Here is a 15,328-nt window from a genome sequence, read left to right on the forward strand (position 1 = left end):
ATTTGATGACGTGGCCGATTTGTCGTTCAAAGGGACGCCAACCGACCGGGAGTTCATATGTCGAGAAAACTCTATTCGCTTTGCGGGGCCGACAGGACGCGTCCGTTCTCGCCGCATGTGTGGAAGACGAAGATGTCGCTCGCGCACAAGGGGCTCGATTTCGACGTCGTGCCGATCGCCTTCACCGAGATCCACGCGGTCGAGGATGGGGCGACGAGCCTGGTGCCGCTGCTGCGGGACGGAGAACGTCTGGTGAAGGACAGCTTCGAGATCGCGCTTTATCTCGAACAAACCTATCCGGATCGCGCGCTGCTCTTCGCCGGTGAGGGGGCGATGGCGATCTCCCGCTTCGTCGAGGGCTGGTCGCAGACGACGCTGCATCCCGCCATCACCCGCATCATCATCAGGGATATTCACGATCGCCTCGATCCGATCGATCAGGCCTACTTCCGGCAGAGCCGCGAGAAGCGTTTTGGCACGTCGCTTGAAACGGTAGCCGAAAGCGGCGGCGCCGCGCTCGAATCCTTCGCTGAAAAGCTCGAACCTTTGCGCCATATGCTGAAGTTTCAGGAATTCCTGGGCGGCGCCTCGCCGCTTTTCGCCGACTACATCGTCTTCGGCGCGTTTCAGTGGGCGCGCATCGTCTCGCCGCAGCGCCTGCTTCAGCCAGGCGATCCCGTCACCGATTGGTTCGAGCGGTGCCTCGATCTGCACGGTGGGCTCGGACGTAGTGTGACGGCTGCGTGAAACCCGCTTGGCCCGAGCCGAATCATCGGTGAACCCCCTTGTTTTGCGCGGGATTGGCGGCTAATGAACCGCCACTTCTCAAGAAACAAGGGATTTGAGCCAATGGCTATTGAACGTACCTTCTCGATGATCAAGCCGGACGCTACCAAGCGCAACCTGACCGGCGCCATCACCAAGATGCTCGAAGATGCCGGCCTGCGCGTCGTCGCTTCCAAGCGCGTCTGGATGAGCCGCCGCGAAGCCGAAGGCTTCTACGCCGTTCACAAGGAACGTCCGTTCTTCGGCGAACTGGTCGAGTTCATGTCCTCCGGCCCGACCATCGTTCAGGTTCTCGAAGGCGAAAACGCAATCGCCAAGAACCGCGAAGTCATGGGCGCCACCAACCCGGCAAACGCTGACGAAGGCACCATCCGCAAGGTTCACGCCCTGTCGATCGGCGAAAACTCGGTTCACGGTTCGGATGCTCCGGAAACCGCTGCTGAAGAAATCGCCTACTGGTTCTCGGGCACCGAGATCGTCGGCTGATTCAAAATCTTCGGTTCGAGCCGCAAAGGCTTGAATTGACTCGGATTTGAACCGGAGCGGAAACGCTCCGGTTTTTTCATATCGGGCAAGTCGCCGTCTCGAAATGTTCGGGCGCCTTGCCGTCCCTGAAGACCTCGGGGTTCTTGTCGTAAGCGGGGCCTTCGACCAGCGGCTTCGCCGGCAGGATGTCCTGGTCGATATCGGAGACGACTGTGGTCTCCAGTTTCTGCAGCGTTTCGCCGGCAGGTCCTTTGACCTCGATCGTCACCGCATAAGGCCTTTCCTTTTTCACACAGGTCAAATCAGGACTTTCCAGCACCACCCTGTCGAGCTTTGGAAAAAGTTTGCGCGTCAGCGTGAACGGCGCGCCGCCCACTGGATTCTCGAAGGTGGCAATGACGACGCTGCCCTCGGGCACGGGCTCTGTTTTCTGAAGCGTGATCGTGTAGACCGCATAGGCGAGACGATAGTTGAAGACGAACATCTTTCCCGTCAGCTTCAGCGGATCCGGACCGGTCTCGCGCTGGCACCCGGCGGCGAGCAGTGTGATGGCGGCCGCCGCAAGCGTAACGATCATCCTCGTCATAAGCCGGTTTCCTCCCTGTTGCGATGGTAGTGGCGTTTGGCCTTGGTGCGATTGCCGCAGACGGCCATGTCGCACCAGGTCCGGCTGCGGTTGCGGCTGCGGTCGAGAAACAGCCATCCGCAGTTCGGACAGATCTTCAGCCGGTCGGGCTCGGTGCTGGCGGCAAGGCTGAGGGCGGATTGCGCGGTTGCGGTGTCGAGCGAAAGTGCGCCGCCGTGAGGCAGGGAACGGCGGAGAACCGCGGCGATCGCCTCGAGCAAATCGGCCAAGAACTCCGGCCGTCCATTGGCCGATATCGCCGCGCGAAAGTGCCGGTCAGTCGCTTCGCGCAGTTGCAGCAGCCGGCGGCGATTCTCCGCTGCGACGGGCGCCAGCGCACCGAAGCGGGCACTCTCCGCCCCGAAACGGTTGGCCGCTTCCGCAAAAGAATCGATTGCCGCGACATCGGCGAAACGGTCGATCCGGCGCTCCGGATCGGCGCGCAGGATGATGGAATTGGCCACGTCTAGCGCCAGCGCGCCGCCGGCAAATCGATGGGCTGTCCAGGTGAAGGTCATACGAAAATCCTAACTGGTAAAATTGATTTTACCAGTTATATTGATCTTGTCACGCTCCGGATGCGCCATGCTCTATTTTCTGCAGCAGCTCGCCAATGCCGTCCCAATCGCTGCGCTCTATGCGGCGCTCGCCTTCGGCTATGCCATCGCCTTCGCGGTGACGCGTCGGGCGGATCTTACCTATGGCGCGCTCTTTGCCTTCTCGGGCCAGATGTTCGTGCTGTTTGCTGATTTCGGCTGGAACCGGCTGTGGCTGGTGTTGCCGGCCGCCCTTGGCCTCGGCGCGGCTGCGGCCCTGAGCTTCAGCGTTGGCGCCGGGCTCGTCGCCGGGCGTTATGTCATGCGGCCGCTCGCCTTTTCCTCCGCCAACACCGTCGTCGTCGCTTCGCTCGGCTGCCTGCTGGTGCTGATGGAAACGGCGCGGCTCGCCTCTGAGACACGCAGCCTGTGGCTGCCGCCGTTCCTGAACGGGAATATCGTCTTCTGGGACGATCCTCGCTTTCCGGTGACCTTGACGGTCATCCAGCTCGGCAACACCGTGCTCATGGCTGCGCTCGTGGCGGCCGGGCACTGGTATCTCACGCACTCTCGGGCAGGGCGGTTCTGGCGCGCCGTATCGGAGGACAGGGGGGCTGCAGCGCTCTGCGGTGTCGACGCCGCGACCGTTTACATCGCCGCCTATGGCGCGGCATCTTTGATCGCCGCCGTCTGCGGCATTCTCGCAGCCTCCTACTACGGCAACATGGATTTCGGCACGGGGCTCACCTTCGGCGTCAAGGTGCTGTTCATCGCCGCAATCGGCGGCCAGGCTTCGCCGCTTTTTGCAGCCCTTGGCGCCGCCGGGGTCGGTTTCCTCGAAACGCTTTGGAGTGCCTATGGCCCCATCCTCTGGCGCGATTTCGTGATCTTCGGTTTCCTGGTGATCGTGCTGGTCGTGACGCGCCGGGAGAAAGTCATTCCCTAGTCAAACGGGAGGGGAAGTCCCCGCATGTAGCGCTATTTCGTCGACCAGCGGTCCCGCGCCGTGTCGTCGGCATCCTTGGCGCTGACCCAGCCGCCGGTGGTGCCGTCGCCGAGGTGTTCCTTCTTCCAGAAAGGCGCTGAGGTCTTCAGGAAATCCATGATGAAGTTGGCGCCGTCGAAGGCGGCCTGCCGGTGCCGCGAGGCGGCGACGACCAGCACAATATTGTCGCCGGGCATGATCTTGCCGTAACGGTGGATGGCGGTGGCGGCCTGCAGCGAGAAGCGCTCAACCGCCTCGTGGCAGATGCGCTCGATCTCCGCTTCGGCCATGCCTGGATAATGTTCGAGCTCAAGCGCAGCGAGCGTGCCCGCCTCATCTCTGCAAAGCCCGGAGAAAGTGACGACCGCGCCGACGTCCGCCCGTCCGGCAGAGAGCTTCGCGACCTCCGTATTGAGATCGAAGTCCTCGCGCTGAACGCGCACGTTCACCGGCGCGTTCATGGGCTCAGCCGCCCGTCATGGGCGGAAACAGGGCGATCTCACGGGCGCCGGCAATCGGCTCCTTGTGGTCGACATGTTCCTGGTTGATGGCCGCGCGGATGACGTTTTCATGTTCGAGCGCCGCTTCGTATTCGTCGCCGAGCGTCTTCAGATGCTGGAGCAAGTCGGCAATGGTGACGACGCTGGCGGGAACGTCCAGGGTCTCTTCGCCCTTGCCGATGCGCTCGCGCACCCAGGAGAAATAGACGAGATTGACGGTGCTCATTCGTTGACCACGTGCTTGAGGCCGGCGCGGAAATAGTCGTAGCCCGTGTAGAGCGTGATGGCGGCGGCGATCCACAGGAGCACGATACCCGCTTCCGTCGTGTAGGGCAAAATCTTGTCGCCAGCAGGACCGGCGAGCAGGAAGGCGATGGCGACCATCTGGATCGTCGTCTTCCACTTGGCGATGCGGGTGACGGGCACGCTGACCTTGAGTGCCGCCAGATATTCGCGCAGGCCGGACACCAGGATTTCTCGGCAGAGGATGATGATCGCAGCCCAGATCGACCAGCCGGCGATCGTGCCGTCAGCGGCGACCAGCAGCAGGATCGAGGCGACAAGCAGCTTGTCGGCGATCGGATCCAGCATCTTGCCGATGTTCGACGTCTGCTTCCAGATGCGGGCGAGATAGCCATCGAAGAAGTCGGTGATCGACGCAATCGCGAAGAGCGTGACCGCCGTCCAGCGCGCGAAATCCGAACTGTGCAGCCGCCCTTCGATGAAGAAGCAAAGGACGATCAGCGGCACGATCAGGATTCGGAAATAGGTGAGCAGGTTCGGGATGCTGTAGGCGACGGGCGTGGGCATGGATTCGTGTTCTCTGGTTCGTCAGGTACAGAATGACTTTGCTGACCGGAGGTCAACAGGTCATCACGCGGCAATTGTCATATTTGCCTGATTCCATGTGAACGCCCGGTGAATTGTGACACCCGGTTGTCATTTGGCACCATCGTCGTGGAAATGTTCGTAGACCAGCCGGGCCACCGTCTCGGAAATCCCGGCGACGGCCATCAGGTCGTTGATGCCCGCGCGCGAGACGGCCTTCGCGGTGCCGAAATGCGTCAACAGCGCGCGCTTACGCGTCGGCCCGATGCCGGCGATTTCGTCGAGCGGGTTCTTGACCATCTCCTTCTTGCGGCGGGCGCGATGCGAGCCGATCGCAAAACGGTGCGCTTCATCGCGCAGTCGCTGAATGAAGTAGAGCACCGGATCGCGCGGCGGCAGCGTGAAGCTGTCGCGGCCAAGCGCGAAGAAGCGTTCGCGTCCGGCGTCGCGGTCGACACCCTTGGCGACGCCGATCGCGGTGACGCAGTCTTCGACATCGAGCTCCTTCAGGATGGCCCGCACGGCGGTCATCTGCCCCTGGCCGCCGTCGATGAGGATTACATCGGGCCAGGCGGGGAAAGCGCCGTCGTCAGACTCTACGGTCCGGTCCGGCTTGCCTTCTTCCTTCAGCAGTCGCGAGAACCGCCGCGTCATCACTTCCCGCATCATGCCGAAGTCGTCGCCCGGCGTAATGTCGGTCGATTTGATGTTGAACTTGCGGTACTGGCCTTTGACGAAACCTTCCGGCCCCGCCACCACCATGCCGCCGACGGCATTGGTGCCCATGATGTGGGAGTTGTCGTAGATCTCGATGCGGCGCGGCACCCGCTCAAGCTTGAAGGTTTCCGAGAAGCCTTCGAGCAGGCGCGATTGCGAGGCGGTTTCCGCCAGCTTGCGGCCATGGGCTTCGCGCGCGTTGGCGAGCGCATGATCGACGAGATCTTTCTTCTCACCGCGCTGCGGCACCTGGATCGCGACCTTGTATCCGGACTTTTCGCTCAGCGCCTGGCCGAGCAATTCCTGCTCCTCCACCGCCTCGCAAAGAAGGATCTGCCGGGGACAGGGCTTGTCGTCGTAGAACTGCGCCAGGAACTGCGAAAGCACCTCCGCTGTCGGCAGCGACGGGTCCGCCTTCGGGAAATAGGCGCGGTTTCCCCAGTTCTGACCGGTGCGGAAGAAGAAGACCTGGATGCAGGATATGCCGCCCTCGTGATGGATCGCGAAGACATCGGCCTCCTCGACACCGGCGGGATTGATGCCCTGGTGGCTCTGGACGTGGCTGAGCGCTGCCAGCCGGTCGCGGTAAAGGGCGGCCCTCTCGAAGTCGAGGTTCTCCGAAGCCTCGCCCATGGCAGCCGCAATGGTTGCCTTCACCGCCTGGCTCTTGCCCGACAGGAAGTCCTTGGCTTCGCGCACCAGTTCCGCATAGTCGGGGTCGCTGATTTCGCGGGTGCAGGGCGCCGAACAGCGCTTGATCTGGTAGAGCAGGCAGGGGCGCGTCCGGGTCTCAAAGACGCTGTCGGTACAGGTCCTGAGCAGGAAGGCGCGCTGCAGCGAATTGATCGTTCGCCCGACGGCACCAGCCGACGCGAAGGGGCCGAAGAAGTCCCCCTTGCGGCTGCGTGCGCCGCGGTGCTTGTAAAGCGCCGGCGCCCGGCTGTCGCCCGTCACCAGAATATAGGGAAACGACTTGTCGTCGCGCAAAAGCACGTTGAAGCGCGGCCGGAGGCGCTTGATCAGGTTCGCTTCGAGCAGCAGCGCCTCGATCTCGGTGCGCGTCGTCACGAACTCCATGTTGGCGGTCTCGCGCACCATGCGCGCGATGCGGTTGGAATGGCCGCGTCCCTGGGCATAGTTGCTGACGCGCTTCTTCAGGCTGCGCGCCTTGCCGACATAGAGAACGTCGCCGGTCTCGTTGAACATGCGGTAGACGCCAGGGCCGTTTGGCAGGAGCTTGACGAAGGCCTGGATCAGCTCTGCGCCCTTCAAGCCTTCCATTTCGGCGCGATTCTCGTTCCACTCGACGGGTGGCGTGGCACTCGTGCTTTCTGTGACCTCGATCAGATCGTCGTCGTCTTCCGCTTCGCTGCCGTCATAGAGGATGCCGCCGTCTGTCGGCACGCGTCCGTTCATTCCACTATCTCCCTGATGTCGGGCGTTTCCCAGGCGAGGTGCTGGCCCCCGTCGAGCGCGATCATCTGTCCGGTAATCGACGGCGTGTCGAACAGGAAGCGGATCGTCCGTCCGAATTCGTCGAGCGTCGGCCCGCGTCTGAGAATCAGGGCTTCGACCTGCGCCTCAAAATCCTGCGGGTCCTGCCGCTCGTTTGGCAAAGTCGGCCCGGGGCCGATACCGTTGACGCGGATGCGCGGGGCGAGCGCCTGCGCCATCGTCCGGGTAGCGGTCCAAAGCGCCGACTTCGACAACATATAGGAATAAAAGCGCGGATTGGGAGCCCAGACGCGCTGGTCGATCACGTTGACAATGAGTCCATTGGCGTCCGCCGGAAGCAGTTCAGCGAAATCGCGCGCCAACAGGGAAGGGGCCTTCACATGCAGGGCGAAGTGCTGATCCCAGATTGATTCGTCGAAAGCGTCGAGGCTGTCCTTCTTGAAGACCGAGGCATTGTTGACGAGCAGGTTCAGCGGGCCAAGCGCCTCTGCGGCGCGTGCGATGAGCGTCGAAGTCTCCGCCGTATCGGTGAGGTCGGCGCGAAGCGCGATGGCCTTCGTTCCACCTTTCGAGAGTGCTTCGACCAGAGCTTCCGCTTCGTCAAATGAGGCGTCGGCATGAATGGCGACCGAAAAGCCATGGGCCGCGAGGTCCTCAACTATAGCTTTGCCGATCCGCTTGGCGCCCCCGGTCACGAGGGCGGCCTTTCGTGCTTTCTTCAACGTTTCATCCCGCTTTTTCGAATCTTCGCGTCAGCCGACCAAGATATAGGCAAGAAACGTGAGCCTGAAACACTCCCTGACAGTTCCTTGCCGAAAAATTAATGGAATTGGCGTAAATTGTATTATTTTGTATGTGTATAGTATATCTTTCGTTAATCTTGAATCATGGTTAATAAATCCCCTGTTGCGCCAAGGCAACATCAAATTTCGGGCGTGTTTGTGCCACCAAAATTTCACATTTTGGCTCTTGTGAATCCGCATTTGCTGACCAATTTCAGCTCAACCGGGCGGGTTAATTGAAAGTTGTCCGATGTTTCACTGTGGGACCCCAAGCCCAAGGGGCATCGGTACGAAAAGGAGAATATTTATGCGTACGCTCACCACCACCCTCATGGCTTCGGCTATGACCCTCATCGCCTTCCAGGCCGCCCAGGCTGCTGATGCGATCGACGAAGTTCCGGCTGCTCCGCAGGCCGAATACACCGAGCCGGCGCAGAAGAACTGGTCGGGCGCCTATGTCGGTGGTACCGCCGATTGGCACCATGGTCAGTTTGACGCGACCGGCAGCAACACGGCAGCCGGCTTCGGCGGCGGTCTCTACGGCGGCTACAACATGCAGAGCGGCCAGATCGTATACGGCGGCGAAGCGGATGTCGGCTACTCCGGTCAGGATTCGAGCAAGGGCAACCTGCGCATGAAGCAGGGCGTCAACGGCTCGCTGCGCGCACGCGTCGGCGTCGATCTGAACCCGGTTCTGCTTTACGGCACCGCCGGTCTCGCCGTCGGCCAGGCCAAGGGCACCGTTGGTGGCGCTTCCGACAAGAACACCATGGTCGGCTGGACCGCAGGTGCCGGCGCGGAAACCTTTGTCACCGACAACATCACCGCACGCGTCGAGTACCGTTACACGGACTACGGCTCGAAGGACTTCCGGATGGGCGGCACCAACGTCTCCTCCGGTTACGACGAACACAGCGTTCGCGTCGGTATGGGCGTGAAGTTCTGATCGGCTCTCGCCGGATCAAACAAGAAGGCCGGGGCGACCCGGCCTTTTTTGTGCGCGTTTCCTACGCTTTGAACTTGGAATAGTCGGGAAAGTGCTTTTCGAACTTCGCCGGCCAGTTCTTGAGTTTGGCGCGACCCTTCTGCCATTCGCCGGCAAAGCGCAACTCGATGTAGCGCAGCATCGCCGCAAGGGCGAAATGGCCGCCATGGAGCTTGGCTCCGGTCTTCGGCAGGTTGGCGTTCAGATGGTCGAGGCTGCGTTCGACCTTTTCCCATTGCCGGTCGATCCAGGGCTGATGCACCTTCTCCGGCGGGTGTGAACGTTTCTCGTAGACGATCGCCAGCAGGCTGTCGCAGACACCGTCGCACAAAGCTTCGAGGATCTCGACATCGGTCCGCTTGCCCGCGTTCTTCGGGTAAAGCTTGCCCTTCGTTTCCCGATCGATGAAGTGCATGATCGCGCGGCTGTCATAGACCGAACGCCCATCGTTAAGGATGAGTGTCGGTATCTTGCCGAGCGGATTGTTGCCGATCAGTTCGGGTGGATTGGCTCCGGTGTCGGTCAGGACGCTGTCGGCGGAGAACCCGGCATAATGCGCCGCCATCCGAACCTTGTTCGAATAGGGCGAGGCAGGAGAGTACAGTATCTTCATCGAGCGTCTTTCTTCTGGTCCAGAGCAATTCCGACGAGAGTGCGAAGCGGAATTGCGTCCGGAATTGCCTAAGAACAAATACCTATGGAGCCGGAGGCAGTGAAACGCTGTCTTTCCTGCATGCCTGGCGATCGACCGCCGGGCAGGATCGGAAATTCAGCGACTTGTCGAAGCAGATCCGGATTTCTTCGAGCATGTTGCCTTCGCACGTAACCGCGACCGCGTCTTTTGTCATGCCAGGGTTTTGGGCGACGAGCGTGCTTTCGATCGCGTTGACGGACATGTTCGTTTGTTGCCGGGGCGGGGAGAGTTCTGCTGGTAGCGCGAGCCTGTTCCAGGCCGCGCGTGTGACGGCGAAGTAGTCCTCCTGACTGAGCCCGGAACAGGTGCCGTGCTTGCGCCACTGATGGCCGATCAGGCCCATCGACGGAATGAGATCGAGATACCGCTTGCCGAGCGAGGAGGGCACACGGTCCGATTGCCGCGTCGCGCAGAAATCCGGGAAACCTCTTTCGTTCTGAGGCCATAGGCCGTGCACAATCAGGCCGCGGTTGCTGCCGATCTCGCATTGGCTGGATTTTCCGTTGGGATCGTTGTCGCCGCACCAGGTCGGCGACCAGGAGAGCGAAAGCACATAGAAATCGAATCCGCTGCCGACCGGCACCGCGGCGATTGCTTTTGCAGGTTTCGTCTCGGCAGCCGGCGGCGCCTTCTCGGTACTCTGATCGCTGCAGCCGGCCAGGCTAGCCGCAACGAGAAGCGCCGGCAGAAGCCGGCGCGCATTCCGGATTGCTTTCATGATTAGCGGAGCGAGGCGCAATGCGCGCCATAGACATACCAGGGATCAAGCCCGCCGACGCAGAACTCGATGCTTCTGCCGACGCCGGCAAAGCCCCAGGGGCGTTCGACGAGGTAGTAGAGCGAGCGCTGCTGGCCGTCGGTCATGACCGCCGTAGCATAGCAATATTCACGCTCGACCAGATGAGTCTCATCGCGGAACTCTTGCCGGTTCTGTCCCATGTTGCGGATATCGGCGATCGACAGATTGGCGTGCAGGTAGTTCGCATCCCGGTATTCGAAGCGCGAAGTGATGAAACCGAGCACCGAGGACTCGCTGCAAACACCTGCGTTATAGGATTGGACCTGGCCGCTGCCGATATAGTCGGCGGCGGATGCGCCCGGCGCTGCGGTGGCGGCGAGGGAAAGCGAGATGAGAAGCGTTGCTGCGAGCGTGCGAGTCATGGGCGTCTCCCTATATCGTCACAGGAGATTGCGGTGTGTCGCGCCCGTCCGTCAAGCCCCTCGGGTTGCCTGTTCTTCACCGCGCAGCCAGAAGCAGCGGGCGGAGGCGAAGCGATCCTGCGCCAACCGTGCTTTCAGGAACGGCAGCAGCAGATCGAGTTCGCCCTTCAGCGTGAAGGGTGGATTGACGATGATGAGACCGGAGCCGGAGAGGCCGGTGGTTTCGCGGTCGCTGCGGACCGACAGTTCGGCGCAGAGCATCTTCGGAATTTCGAGCGCCTTCAGTGCTTCGTGGAAAGCCTTGATGGGCGCGCCCTGCTTCAAAGGATACCAGAGGCAATAGATGCCGCCGGCAAAGCGCCGGTAGGCGCGCGCCAGGCCATCGGCGAGGCGTTCGTATTCGCCTTCCTTTTCAAAGGGCGGATCGACGAGGATCAGCCCGCGCTTCTCTTTCGGTGGCAGGTGGGCGCCGAGCGCCAGCCAGCCGTCCAGTTCGGTGATCCGGCTCTGGAAGTCGCCGTCGAAAAGCCGATGCAGGGTTTCATAGTCGTCCGGGTGCAACTCCATGGCAGACAGCCGGTCCTGCGGACGGAAGAGCATGCGCGTAAGCTTCGGCGAGCCGGGATAAAGCTTCAGCTCGCTGCCGGGATTGAGCGTACGGATGGTTTCGAGATACGGGGCGAGGATCGCAGCGATTTCGGCGGGTAGATCACCCTCGAGAAGCCGGCCGACGCCGTCGCGCCATTCCCCGGTCTTTTGCGCTTCTTCGCTCGATAGGTCGTAAAGCCCGGTGCCGGCATGGGTGTCGAGCACGCGAAACGCCTTCTCCTTCTGTTGAAGATAGCTGACGAGCCGCGCCAGCACCGCGTGCTTCAGGACGTCGGCGAAATTGCCCGCATGGTAGATGTGCCGATAGTTCATGAGCGCCGCCGATGGCTGGATCAATTGTTGCGATGGGTGAACGATTGGCTCTTTGAGCCCGTTTGTCGATGCCATATAGAAAAGCCATGAACGTTGCGACCCCCATCAAAGCAGAAAAATCGATCGGCCATTCGGTCTGTCCGCACGACTGTCCCTCCGCTTGCGCGCTGGAAGTGGATCTGACTGCCGAAGGGCGGATCGGCCGCGTGCGTGGCGCTTCCGCCAACACCTATACCGCCGGTGTGATCTGCGCCAAGGTGGCGCGCTATTCCGAGCGCATCTACCATCCCGGCCGCCTCATGGTGCCGCAGCGCCGCAAGGGTGCCAAGGGCGAGGGCAACTGGCAGGACGTCAGCTGGGAAGCGGCGCTCGACGAGATCGCCGACCAGTTCATCCGCGCCGAGCAGAAACACGGTGCGGAGGCGATCTGGCCCTACTTCTATGCCGGAACCATGGGGCAAGTGCAGCGCGATTCAATCGAGCGCCTGCGCCACGCCAAGCGTTACTCCGGCTTCTTCGGCTCGATCTGTACCAACATGGCCTGGACCGGCTTCGCCATGGCGACAGGGGCGCTTCGCGGTCCCGATCCGCGCGAGATGGCCAAGGCCGATTGCGTGGTGATCTGGGGGACGAACGCTGTCGCGACCCAGGTCAACGTAATGACGCACGCGGTGAAGGCGCGCAAGGATCGCGGCGCAAAGATCGTCGTCATAGACATTTACGACAACCCGACGGTCAAACAGGCAGATATGGGTCTCGTCTTGAAGCCCGGCACCGACGCAGCGCTCGCCTGCGCCGTGATGCACATCGCATTTCGCGACGGCTATGCCGACCGGGCCTATATGACGGAATTCGCCGACGACCCCGCCGGGCTCGAAGCACATCTCAAGTCGCGCGGACCGGAATGGGCTTCCGCCATCACTGGTCTTTCGGTCGATGAAATCGAAGCCTTCGCCAAGCTTGTCGGAACGACGCCCAGAACCTATTTCCGCCTCGGCTACGGCTTTACCCGCCAGCGCAACGGCTCGGTCGCCATCCATGCGGCGGCCTCCGTCGCCACCGTTCTTGGCTCCTGGAAGCATGAAGGCGGCGGTGCCTTCCACTCCAACAACGACATCTTCAAGCTCGACAAGCGCGAGCTGGTGGGCTCGGCCTTCCACGATCCGGATGTCCGCATGCTCGACCAGTCGCAGATCGGCCGCGTGCTGACCGGTGATGCCGAGGCGCTGCGCCACCGTGGTCCGGTGACCGCGATGCTGATCCAGAACACCAATCCGGTGAACGTCGCGCCGGAACAGCGGCTGGTGAAGCGTGGCTTCCTGCGCGATGATCTCTTCGTCGCCGTGCACGAGCAGTTCATGACCGATACGGCCGCCGTTGCCGATATCGTGCTGCCGGCCACCATGTTCCTCGAACATGACGATCTCTATCGTGGCGGCGGTCACCAGCACATCCTGATCGGCCCCAAGGTGGTGGAGCCGCCGTCGACCGTGCGCACCAACCTCTTCGTCATCGAGGAACTGGCCAAGCGCTTGGGCGTTGCCGACCATGGCGGCTTCGGCCTGACGGAGCGCCAGCATATCGACCGGCTGCTCGCCAATTACGGCATCGGCTACGAGGAGATGAGACAAGAGAAGTGGCTGGACTGCCAGCCGGCATTCGAAGACGCGCACTACCTCAAAGGCTTCGGTCATCCGGACGGCAAGTTCCGCTTCAAGCCGGACTGGACGGGAACGCCGGCGGCGAACCGGCCGCCGAAGTCCATGGGCATTCAAGGGCCGCATGCAGCGCTGCCGGAGTTTCCTGATCATGTCGACCTGATTGAGGTCGCTGATGCCGAGCATCCCTTCCGCCTCGCGACCTCGCCGGCCCGCTCCTTCCTCAACTCGACCTTTGCCGAGACGCCGTCCTCCATCCAGAAGGAAGTGCGCCCGGAAGTGATGCTCCATGCGGAAGACGCCGAGGCACTCGGCATCGCCGATGGCGATATCGTTCAGCTCGGCAATCAGCGTGGTGAGATCCGCCTGCATGCGAAGATCGGCGGGGGAACGCGTCGCGGCGTTGTGATCGCCGAGGGGCTCTGGCCGAACGGCGCCCATCTCGACGGGGAAGGGATCAACGTGCTGACCGGTGCCGATGCGGTGGCGCCCTATGGCGGTGCTGCCTTCCACGACAATAGGGTCTGGGTCAGGTTGGCGCGCTAAATCAGGTTGTTCAACGGCAGACGGAACCCTCCATGAGCGGCGACCACCACCATGCAGATGTCAGTAGCACGCCGGTTTCGAGGCTCTGGGCTTCGCTCGGCCTGACCGGCGGCTTCATGCTGGCGGAGGTCGTCGGCGGTGTACTGACCGGCAGCCTGGCGCTGATTTCCGACGCCATGCACATGTTGACCGACACCGCGGCCCTTGCGATCGCGCTCGTGGCCATCCATGTGGGCCGCCGCCCATCCGATCTGCTGCGCACCTACGGTTATGCGCGTTTCGAAATCCTCGCGGCCGCCTTCAACGCGCTGCTCTTGCTCGCCGTTGCCTTCTACATTCTCTACGAAGCCTGGAAGCGGCTGTCGGAGCCGCAGGAAATCCAGTCGGGCGGGATGCTGGTGATCGCCGTCATCGGCCTGCTCGTCAATCTCGCCTCGATGCGCCTCCTGACGAGCCACAAGGACGAGAGCCTCAACGTCAAGGGTGCCTATCTCGAGGTCTGGTCGGACATGCTCGGCTCGCTCGCCGTCATCGTCGGTGCCGCGGTCATCTGGTTCACCGGCTGGCAATGGGTGGACTCCCTGCTCGCCGTCGGTATCGGCTTCATGGTCTTCCCGCGCACCTGGGTGCTGCTGAAGGAGTGCATCAACATCCTGTTCGAAGGCGTGCCGCCGGGCATACGGCTCGCCGATGTCCACGCGACGATCGCCGCGGTTCCGGGCGTCTTGTCGGTGCATGACCTTCACCTATGGGCGATTACCCAGAGCCAGCCGTCGCTGACGGCGCATGCGGTGCTCACGGATGGCGCTGACGGCGAGACCGTGCGCCGGGCGATCGAGGCGCGCTTGCGCGAAGACTTTGACCTTCACCACACGACGTTGCAGATGGAGCGGGAAGACCGCGCGGCGTTGGAACATGTTCACTGAAGGCAGGAACGGCCGGATTGCCCCCGCCAAAGAAGGATTTCGCATGAGCACACATCACGATCCGCGCGTCAGGATCATCGGTCGCCGCACGCTTTGGGACGGGTTCATCCATCTTGAGGAAGTGACGCTCGAACAGGACATGTCGAACGGCATGACCGCGACCTTGAAGCGCGAGGTTCACGATCATGGCAGTGCGGCGACCATCCTGCTCGTCGACGCCAAGCGGCAAAGCGTGGTGCTTGTGCGGCAGCTGCGCGTTCCCGTGCTCTTGCAGGGGGACGAGGCCTACATGATCGAAGCGGTGGCCGGGTTGTTGGACGACGACACCCCGGAAGTTGCGATCGCCCGCGAGGCGTTGGAAGAGACCGGCTACCATGTCGAAGGCGCCACCCACCTTTTCGATGCCTATATGAGCCCGGGCGCGCTCACCGAGCGCACGAGCTTTTTCGTCGGCCACATCGACGTCACGGAAAAGCGTGGGGATGGCGGCGGGCTTGCGCATGAGGGAGAGCACATCGAAGTTCTCGAAATACCGCTTGATCGGGCCTTCGCTATGATCGCCACCGGCGAGATTTGCGACGCCAAGACGATCATGCTGCTGCAATGGGCAAAGCTCAACCGCAACGAACTCAGCGGCTAAATCATTGTTTTATAAGAAGATAATTTATTACGGATATTTCACTTTTTGATCGGTATCGGGTAAGCTAAAGCGCTGATGTTCTCATCATTGACATGGG

At 61.9% G+C, this 15,328-nt stretch carries 18 protein-coding genes; 7 read left to right on the forward strand and 11 right to left on the reverse strand.

What is annotated here, in order from left to right:
* The first annotated feature begins 57 nt into the window (after positions 1 to 57).
* Positions 58 to 747 (forward strand): glutathione S-transferase family protein, encoded by a 690-nt coding sequence (locus tag IB265_RS05780; protein ID WP_057252668.1) that lies wholly within the window; start codon positions 58 to 60, stop codon positions 745 to 747.
* A 102-nt stretch (positions 748 to 849) separates the two neighbouring features.
* Positions 850 to 1,272: a nucleoside-diphosphate kinase gene (gene ndk, locus IB265_RS05785; RefSeq protein WP_034803877.1), complete on the forward strand. Its 423-nt coding sequence runs from the start codon at positions 850 to 852 to the stop codon at positions 1,270 to 1,272.
* Positions 1,273 to 1,348: 76 nt separating this feature from the next.
* Here the strand turns inward: ndk and IB265_RS05790 are convergent, their stop codons facing one another.
* The gene (locus tag IB265_RS05790; protein ID WP_057252666.1) at positions 1,349 to 1,858 is read right to left on the reverse strand and encodes a hypothetical protein; all 510 of its coding nucleotides are present in this window, start codon (positions 1,856 to 1,858) and stop codon (positions 1,349 to 1,351) included.
* On the reverse strand, positions 1,855 to 2,415 hold the full coding sequence (locus tag IB265_RS05795) for a CGNR zinc finger domain-containing protein (protein WP_057252665.1): 561 nt from the start codon (positions 2,413 to 2,415) through the stop codon (positions 1,855 to 1,857). The genes IB265_RS05790 and IB265_RS05795 overlap by 4 nt, the downstream gene beginning before the upstream one ends.
* A gap of 67 nt (positions 2,416 to 2,482) precedes the next feature.
* Between IB265_RS05795 and IB265_RS05800 the strand changes: the two genes are divergently transcribed.
* Positions 2,483 to 3,379, forward strand: coding sequence for a branched-chain amino acid ABC transporter permease (locus tag IB265_RS05800; protein WP_057252662.1), 897 nt, complete (start codon positions 2,483 to 2,485; stop codon positions 3,377 to 3,379).
* 32 nt (positions 3,380 to 3,411) lie between these two features.
* Here the strand turns inward: IB265_RS05800 and IB265_RS05805 are convergent, their stop codons facing one another.
* The 5 genes from IB265_RS05805 to IB265_RS05825 all read right to left on the reverse strand — a co-directional run bounded on the left by IB265_RS05805 (position 3,412) and on the right by IB265_RS05825 (position 7,640).
* Positions 3,412 to 3,879, reverse strand: coding sequence for a molybdenum cofactor biosynthesis protein MoaE (locus tag IB265_RS05805; RefSeq protein WP_057252660.1), 468 nt, complete (start codon positions 3,877 to 3,879; stop codon positions 3,412 to 3,414).
* Between the two features lie 4 nt (positions 3,880 to 3,883).
* Positions 3,884 to 4,144, reverse strand: coding sequence for a molybdopterin converting factor subunit 1 (moaD, locus tag IB265_RS05810; protein WP_057252659.1), 261 nt, complete (start codon positions 4,142 to 4,144; stop codon positions 3,884 to 3,886).
* Positions 4,141 to 4,728 carry a CDP-diacylglycerol--glycerol-3-phosphate 3-phosphatidyltransferase gene (gene pgsA / locus IB265_RS05815; protein WP_057252657.1) on the reverse strand — a complete coding sequence of 196 codons (588 nt, stop codon included), beginning with the start codon at positions 4,726 to 4,728 and terminating at the stop codon, positions 4,141 to 4,143. The genes moaD and pgsA overlap by 4 nt, the downstream gene beginning before the upstream one ends.
* A gap of 129 nt (positions 4,729 to 4,857) precedes the next feature.
* Positions 4,858 to 6,879: an excinuclease ABC subunit UvrC gene (gene uvrC / locus IB265_RS05820; protein ID WP_057252656.1), complete on the reverse strand. Its 2,022-nt coding sequence runs from the start codon at positions 6,877 to 6,879 to the stop codon at positions 4,858 to 4,860.
* Complete coding sequence (locus IB265_RS05825; protein ID WP_057252655.1) at positions 6,876 to 7,640, reverse strand: SDR family oxidoreductase; 765 nt, start codon at positions 7,638 to 7,640, stop codon at positions 6,876 to 6,878. The genes uvrC and IB265_RS05825 overlap by 4 nt, the downstream gene beginning before the upstream one ends.
* A 367-nt stretch (positions 7,641 to 8,007) precedes the next feature.
* Here IB265_RS05825 and IB265_RS05830 point away from each other — a divergent pair, with 367 nt between their 5' ends.
* The gene (locus IB265_RS05830; protein WP_057252653.1) at positions 8,008 to 8,646 is read left to right on the forward strand and encodes an outer membrane protein; all 639 of its coding nucleotides are present in this window, start codon (positions 8,008 to 8,010) and stop codon (positions 8,644 to 8,646) included.
* A gap of 61 nt (positions 8,647 to 8,707) precedes the next feature.
* Here the strand turns inward: IB265_RS05830 and IB265_RS05835 are convergent, their stop codons facing one another.
* The 4 genes from IB265_RS05835 to IB265_RS05850 all read right to left on the reverse strand — a co-directional run bounded on the left by IB265_RS05835 (position 8,708) and on the right by IB265_RS05850 (position 11,461).
* Positions 8,708 to 9,298, reverse strand: a complete 591-nt coding sequence (locus tag IB265_RS05835; protein WP_057252648.1) for a glutathione S-transferase — start codon at positions 9,296 to 9,298, stop codon at positions 8,708 to 8,710.
* 82 nt (positions 9,299 to 9,380) lie between these two features.
* Positions 9,381 to 10,097, reverse strand: coding sequence for a ribonuclease T(2) (locus IB265_RS05840; RefSeq protein ID WP_192494653.1), 717 nt, complete (start codon positions 10,095 to 10,097; stop codon positions 9,381 to 9,383).
* A 2-nt stretch (positions 10,098 to 10,099) separates the two neighbouring features.
* Positions 10,100 to 10,540 carry a hypothetical protein gene (locus IB265_RS05845; RefSeq protein ID WP_192494654.1) on the reverse strand — a complete coding sequence of 147 codons (441 nt, stop codon included), beginning with the start codon at positions 10,538 to 10,540 and terminating at the stop codon, positions 10,100 to 10,102.
* A gap of 51 nt (positions 10,541 to 10,591) precedes the next feature.
* Positions 10,592 to 11,461: a 23S rRNA (adenine(2030)-N(6))-methyltransferase RlmJ gene (locus IB265_RS05850; RefSeq protein ID WP_057252642.1), complete on the reverse strand. Its 870-nt coding sequence runs from the start codon at positions 11,459 to 11,461 to the stop codon at positions 10,592 to 10,594.
* Between the two features lie 68 nt (positions 11,462 to 11,529).
* Between IB265_RS05850 and IB265_RS05855 the strand changes: the two genes are divergently transcribed.
* The 3 genes from IB265_RS05855 to IB265_RS05865 are packed head-to-tail and all read left to right on the forward strand — an operon-like array spanning position 11,530 to position 15,231.
* The gene (locus IB265_RS05855; protein WP_192494655.1) at positions 11,530 to 13,665 is read left to right on the forward strand and encodes a molybdopterin-dependent oxidoreductase; all 2,136 of its coding nucleotides are present in this window, start codon (positions 11,530 to 11,532) and stop codon (positions 13,663 to 13,665) included.
* 32 nt (positions 13,666 to 13,697) lie between these two features.
* Complete coding sequence (locus tag IB265_RS05860) at positions 13,698 to 14,591, forward strand: cation diffusion facilitator family transporter (RefSeq protein ID WP_192494656.1); 894 nt, start codon at positions 13,698 to 13,700, stop codon at positions 14,589 to 14,591.
* A 43-nt stretch (positions 14,592 to 14,634) separates the two neighbouring features.
* Positions 14,635 to 15,231, forward strand: coding sequence for an NUDIX domain-containing protein (locus IB265_RS05865; RefSeq protein ID WP_057252899.1), 597 nt, complete (start codon positions 14,635 to 14,637; stop codon positions 15,229 to 15,231).
* The last annotated feature ends 97 nt before the right edge of the window (positions 15,232 to 15,328 follow it).

This window comes from Ensifer sp. ENS10 (assembly GCF_014852025.1).
Taxonomy (GTDB): domain Bacteria; phylum Pseudomonadota; class Alphaproteobacteria; order Rhizobiales; family Rhizobiaceae; genus Ensifer.

What these genes read in the sequence shown, in the direction of transcription:
- ndk (WP_034803877.1), top strand. Translation starts at nt 850, where the DNA reads ATGGCTATTGAACGTACCTTCTCGATGATCAAGCCGGACGCTACCAAG.
- IB265_RS05835 (WP_057252648.1), bottom strand. Translation starts at nt 9,298, where the DNA reads ATGAAGATACTGTACTCTCCTGCCTCGCCCTATTCGAACAAGGTTCGG.
- uvrC (WP_057252656.1), bottom strand. Translation starts at nt 6,879, where the DNA reads ATGAACGGACGCGTGCCGACAGACGGCGGCATCCTCTATGACGGCAGC.
- IB265_RS05850 (WP_057252642.1), bottom strand. Translation starts at nt 11,461, where the DNA reads ATGAACTATCGGCACATCTACCATGCGGGCAATTTCGCCGACGTCCTG.
- IB265_RS05790 (WP_057252666.1), bottom strand. Translation starts at nt 1,858, where the DNA reads ATGACGAGGATGATCGTTACGCTTGCGGCGGCCGCCATCACACTGCTC.
- IB265_RS05840 (WP_192494653.1), bottom strand. Translation starts at nt 10,097, where the DNA reads ATGAAAGCAATCCGGAATGCGCGCCGGCTTCTGCCGGCGCTTCTCGTT.
- IB265_RS05855 (WP_192494655.1), top strand. Translation starts at nt 11,530, where the DNA reads ATGCCATATAGAAAAGCCATGAACGTTGCGACCCCCATCAAAGCAGAA.
- IB265_RS05830 (WP_057252653.1), top strand. Translation starts at nt 8,008, where the DNA reads ATGCGTACGCTCACCACCACCCTCATGGCTTCGGCTATGACCCTCATC.
- IB265_RS05865 (WP_057252899.1), top strand. Translation starts at nt 14,635, where the DNA reads ATGAGCACACATCACGATCCGCGCGTCAGGATCATCGGTCGCCGCACG.
- IB265_RS05805 (WP_057252660.1), bottom strand. Translation starts at nt 3,879, where the DNA reads ATGAACGCGCCGGTGAACGTGCGCGTTCAGCGCGAGGACTTCGATCTC.
- IB265_RS05800 (WP_057252662.1), top strand. Translation starts at nt 2,483, where the DNA reads ATGCTCTATTTTCTGCAGCAGCTCGCCAATGCCGTCCCAATCGCTGCG.
- pgsA (WP_057252657.1), bottom strand. Translation starts at nt 4,728, where the DNA reads ATGCCCACGCCCGTCGCCTACAGCATCCCGAACCTGCTCACCTATTTC.
- IB265_RS05845 (WP_192494654.1), bottom strand. Translation starts at nt 10,540, where the DNA reads ATGACTCGCACGCTCGCAGCAACGCTTCTCATCTCGCTTTCCCTCGCC.
- moaD (WP_057252659.1), bottom strand. Translation starts at nt 4,144, where the DNA reads ATGAGCACCGTCAATCTCGTCTATTTCTCCTGGGTGCGCGAGCGCATC.
- IB265_RS05860 (WP_192494656.1), top strand. Translation starts at nt 13,698, where the DNA reads ATGAGCGGCGACCACCACCATGCAGATGTCAGTAGCACGCCGGTTTCG.
- IB265_RS05780 (WP_057252668.1), top strand. Translation starts at nt 58, where the DNA reads ATGTCGAGAAAACTCTATTCGCTTTGCGGGGCCGACAGGACGCGTCCG.
- IB265_RS05795 (WP_057252665.1), bottom strand. Translation starts at nt 2,415, where the DNA reads ATGACCTTCACCTGGACAGCCCATCGATTTGCCGGCGGCGCGCTGGCG.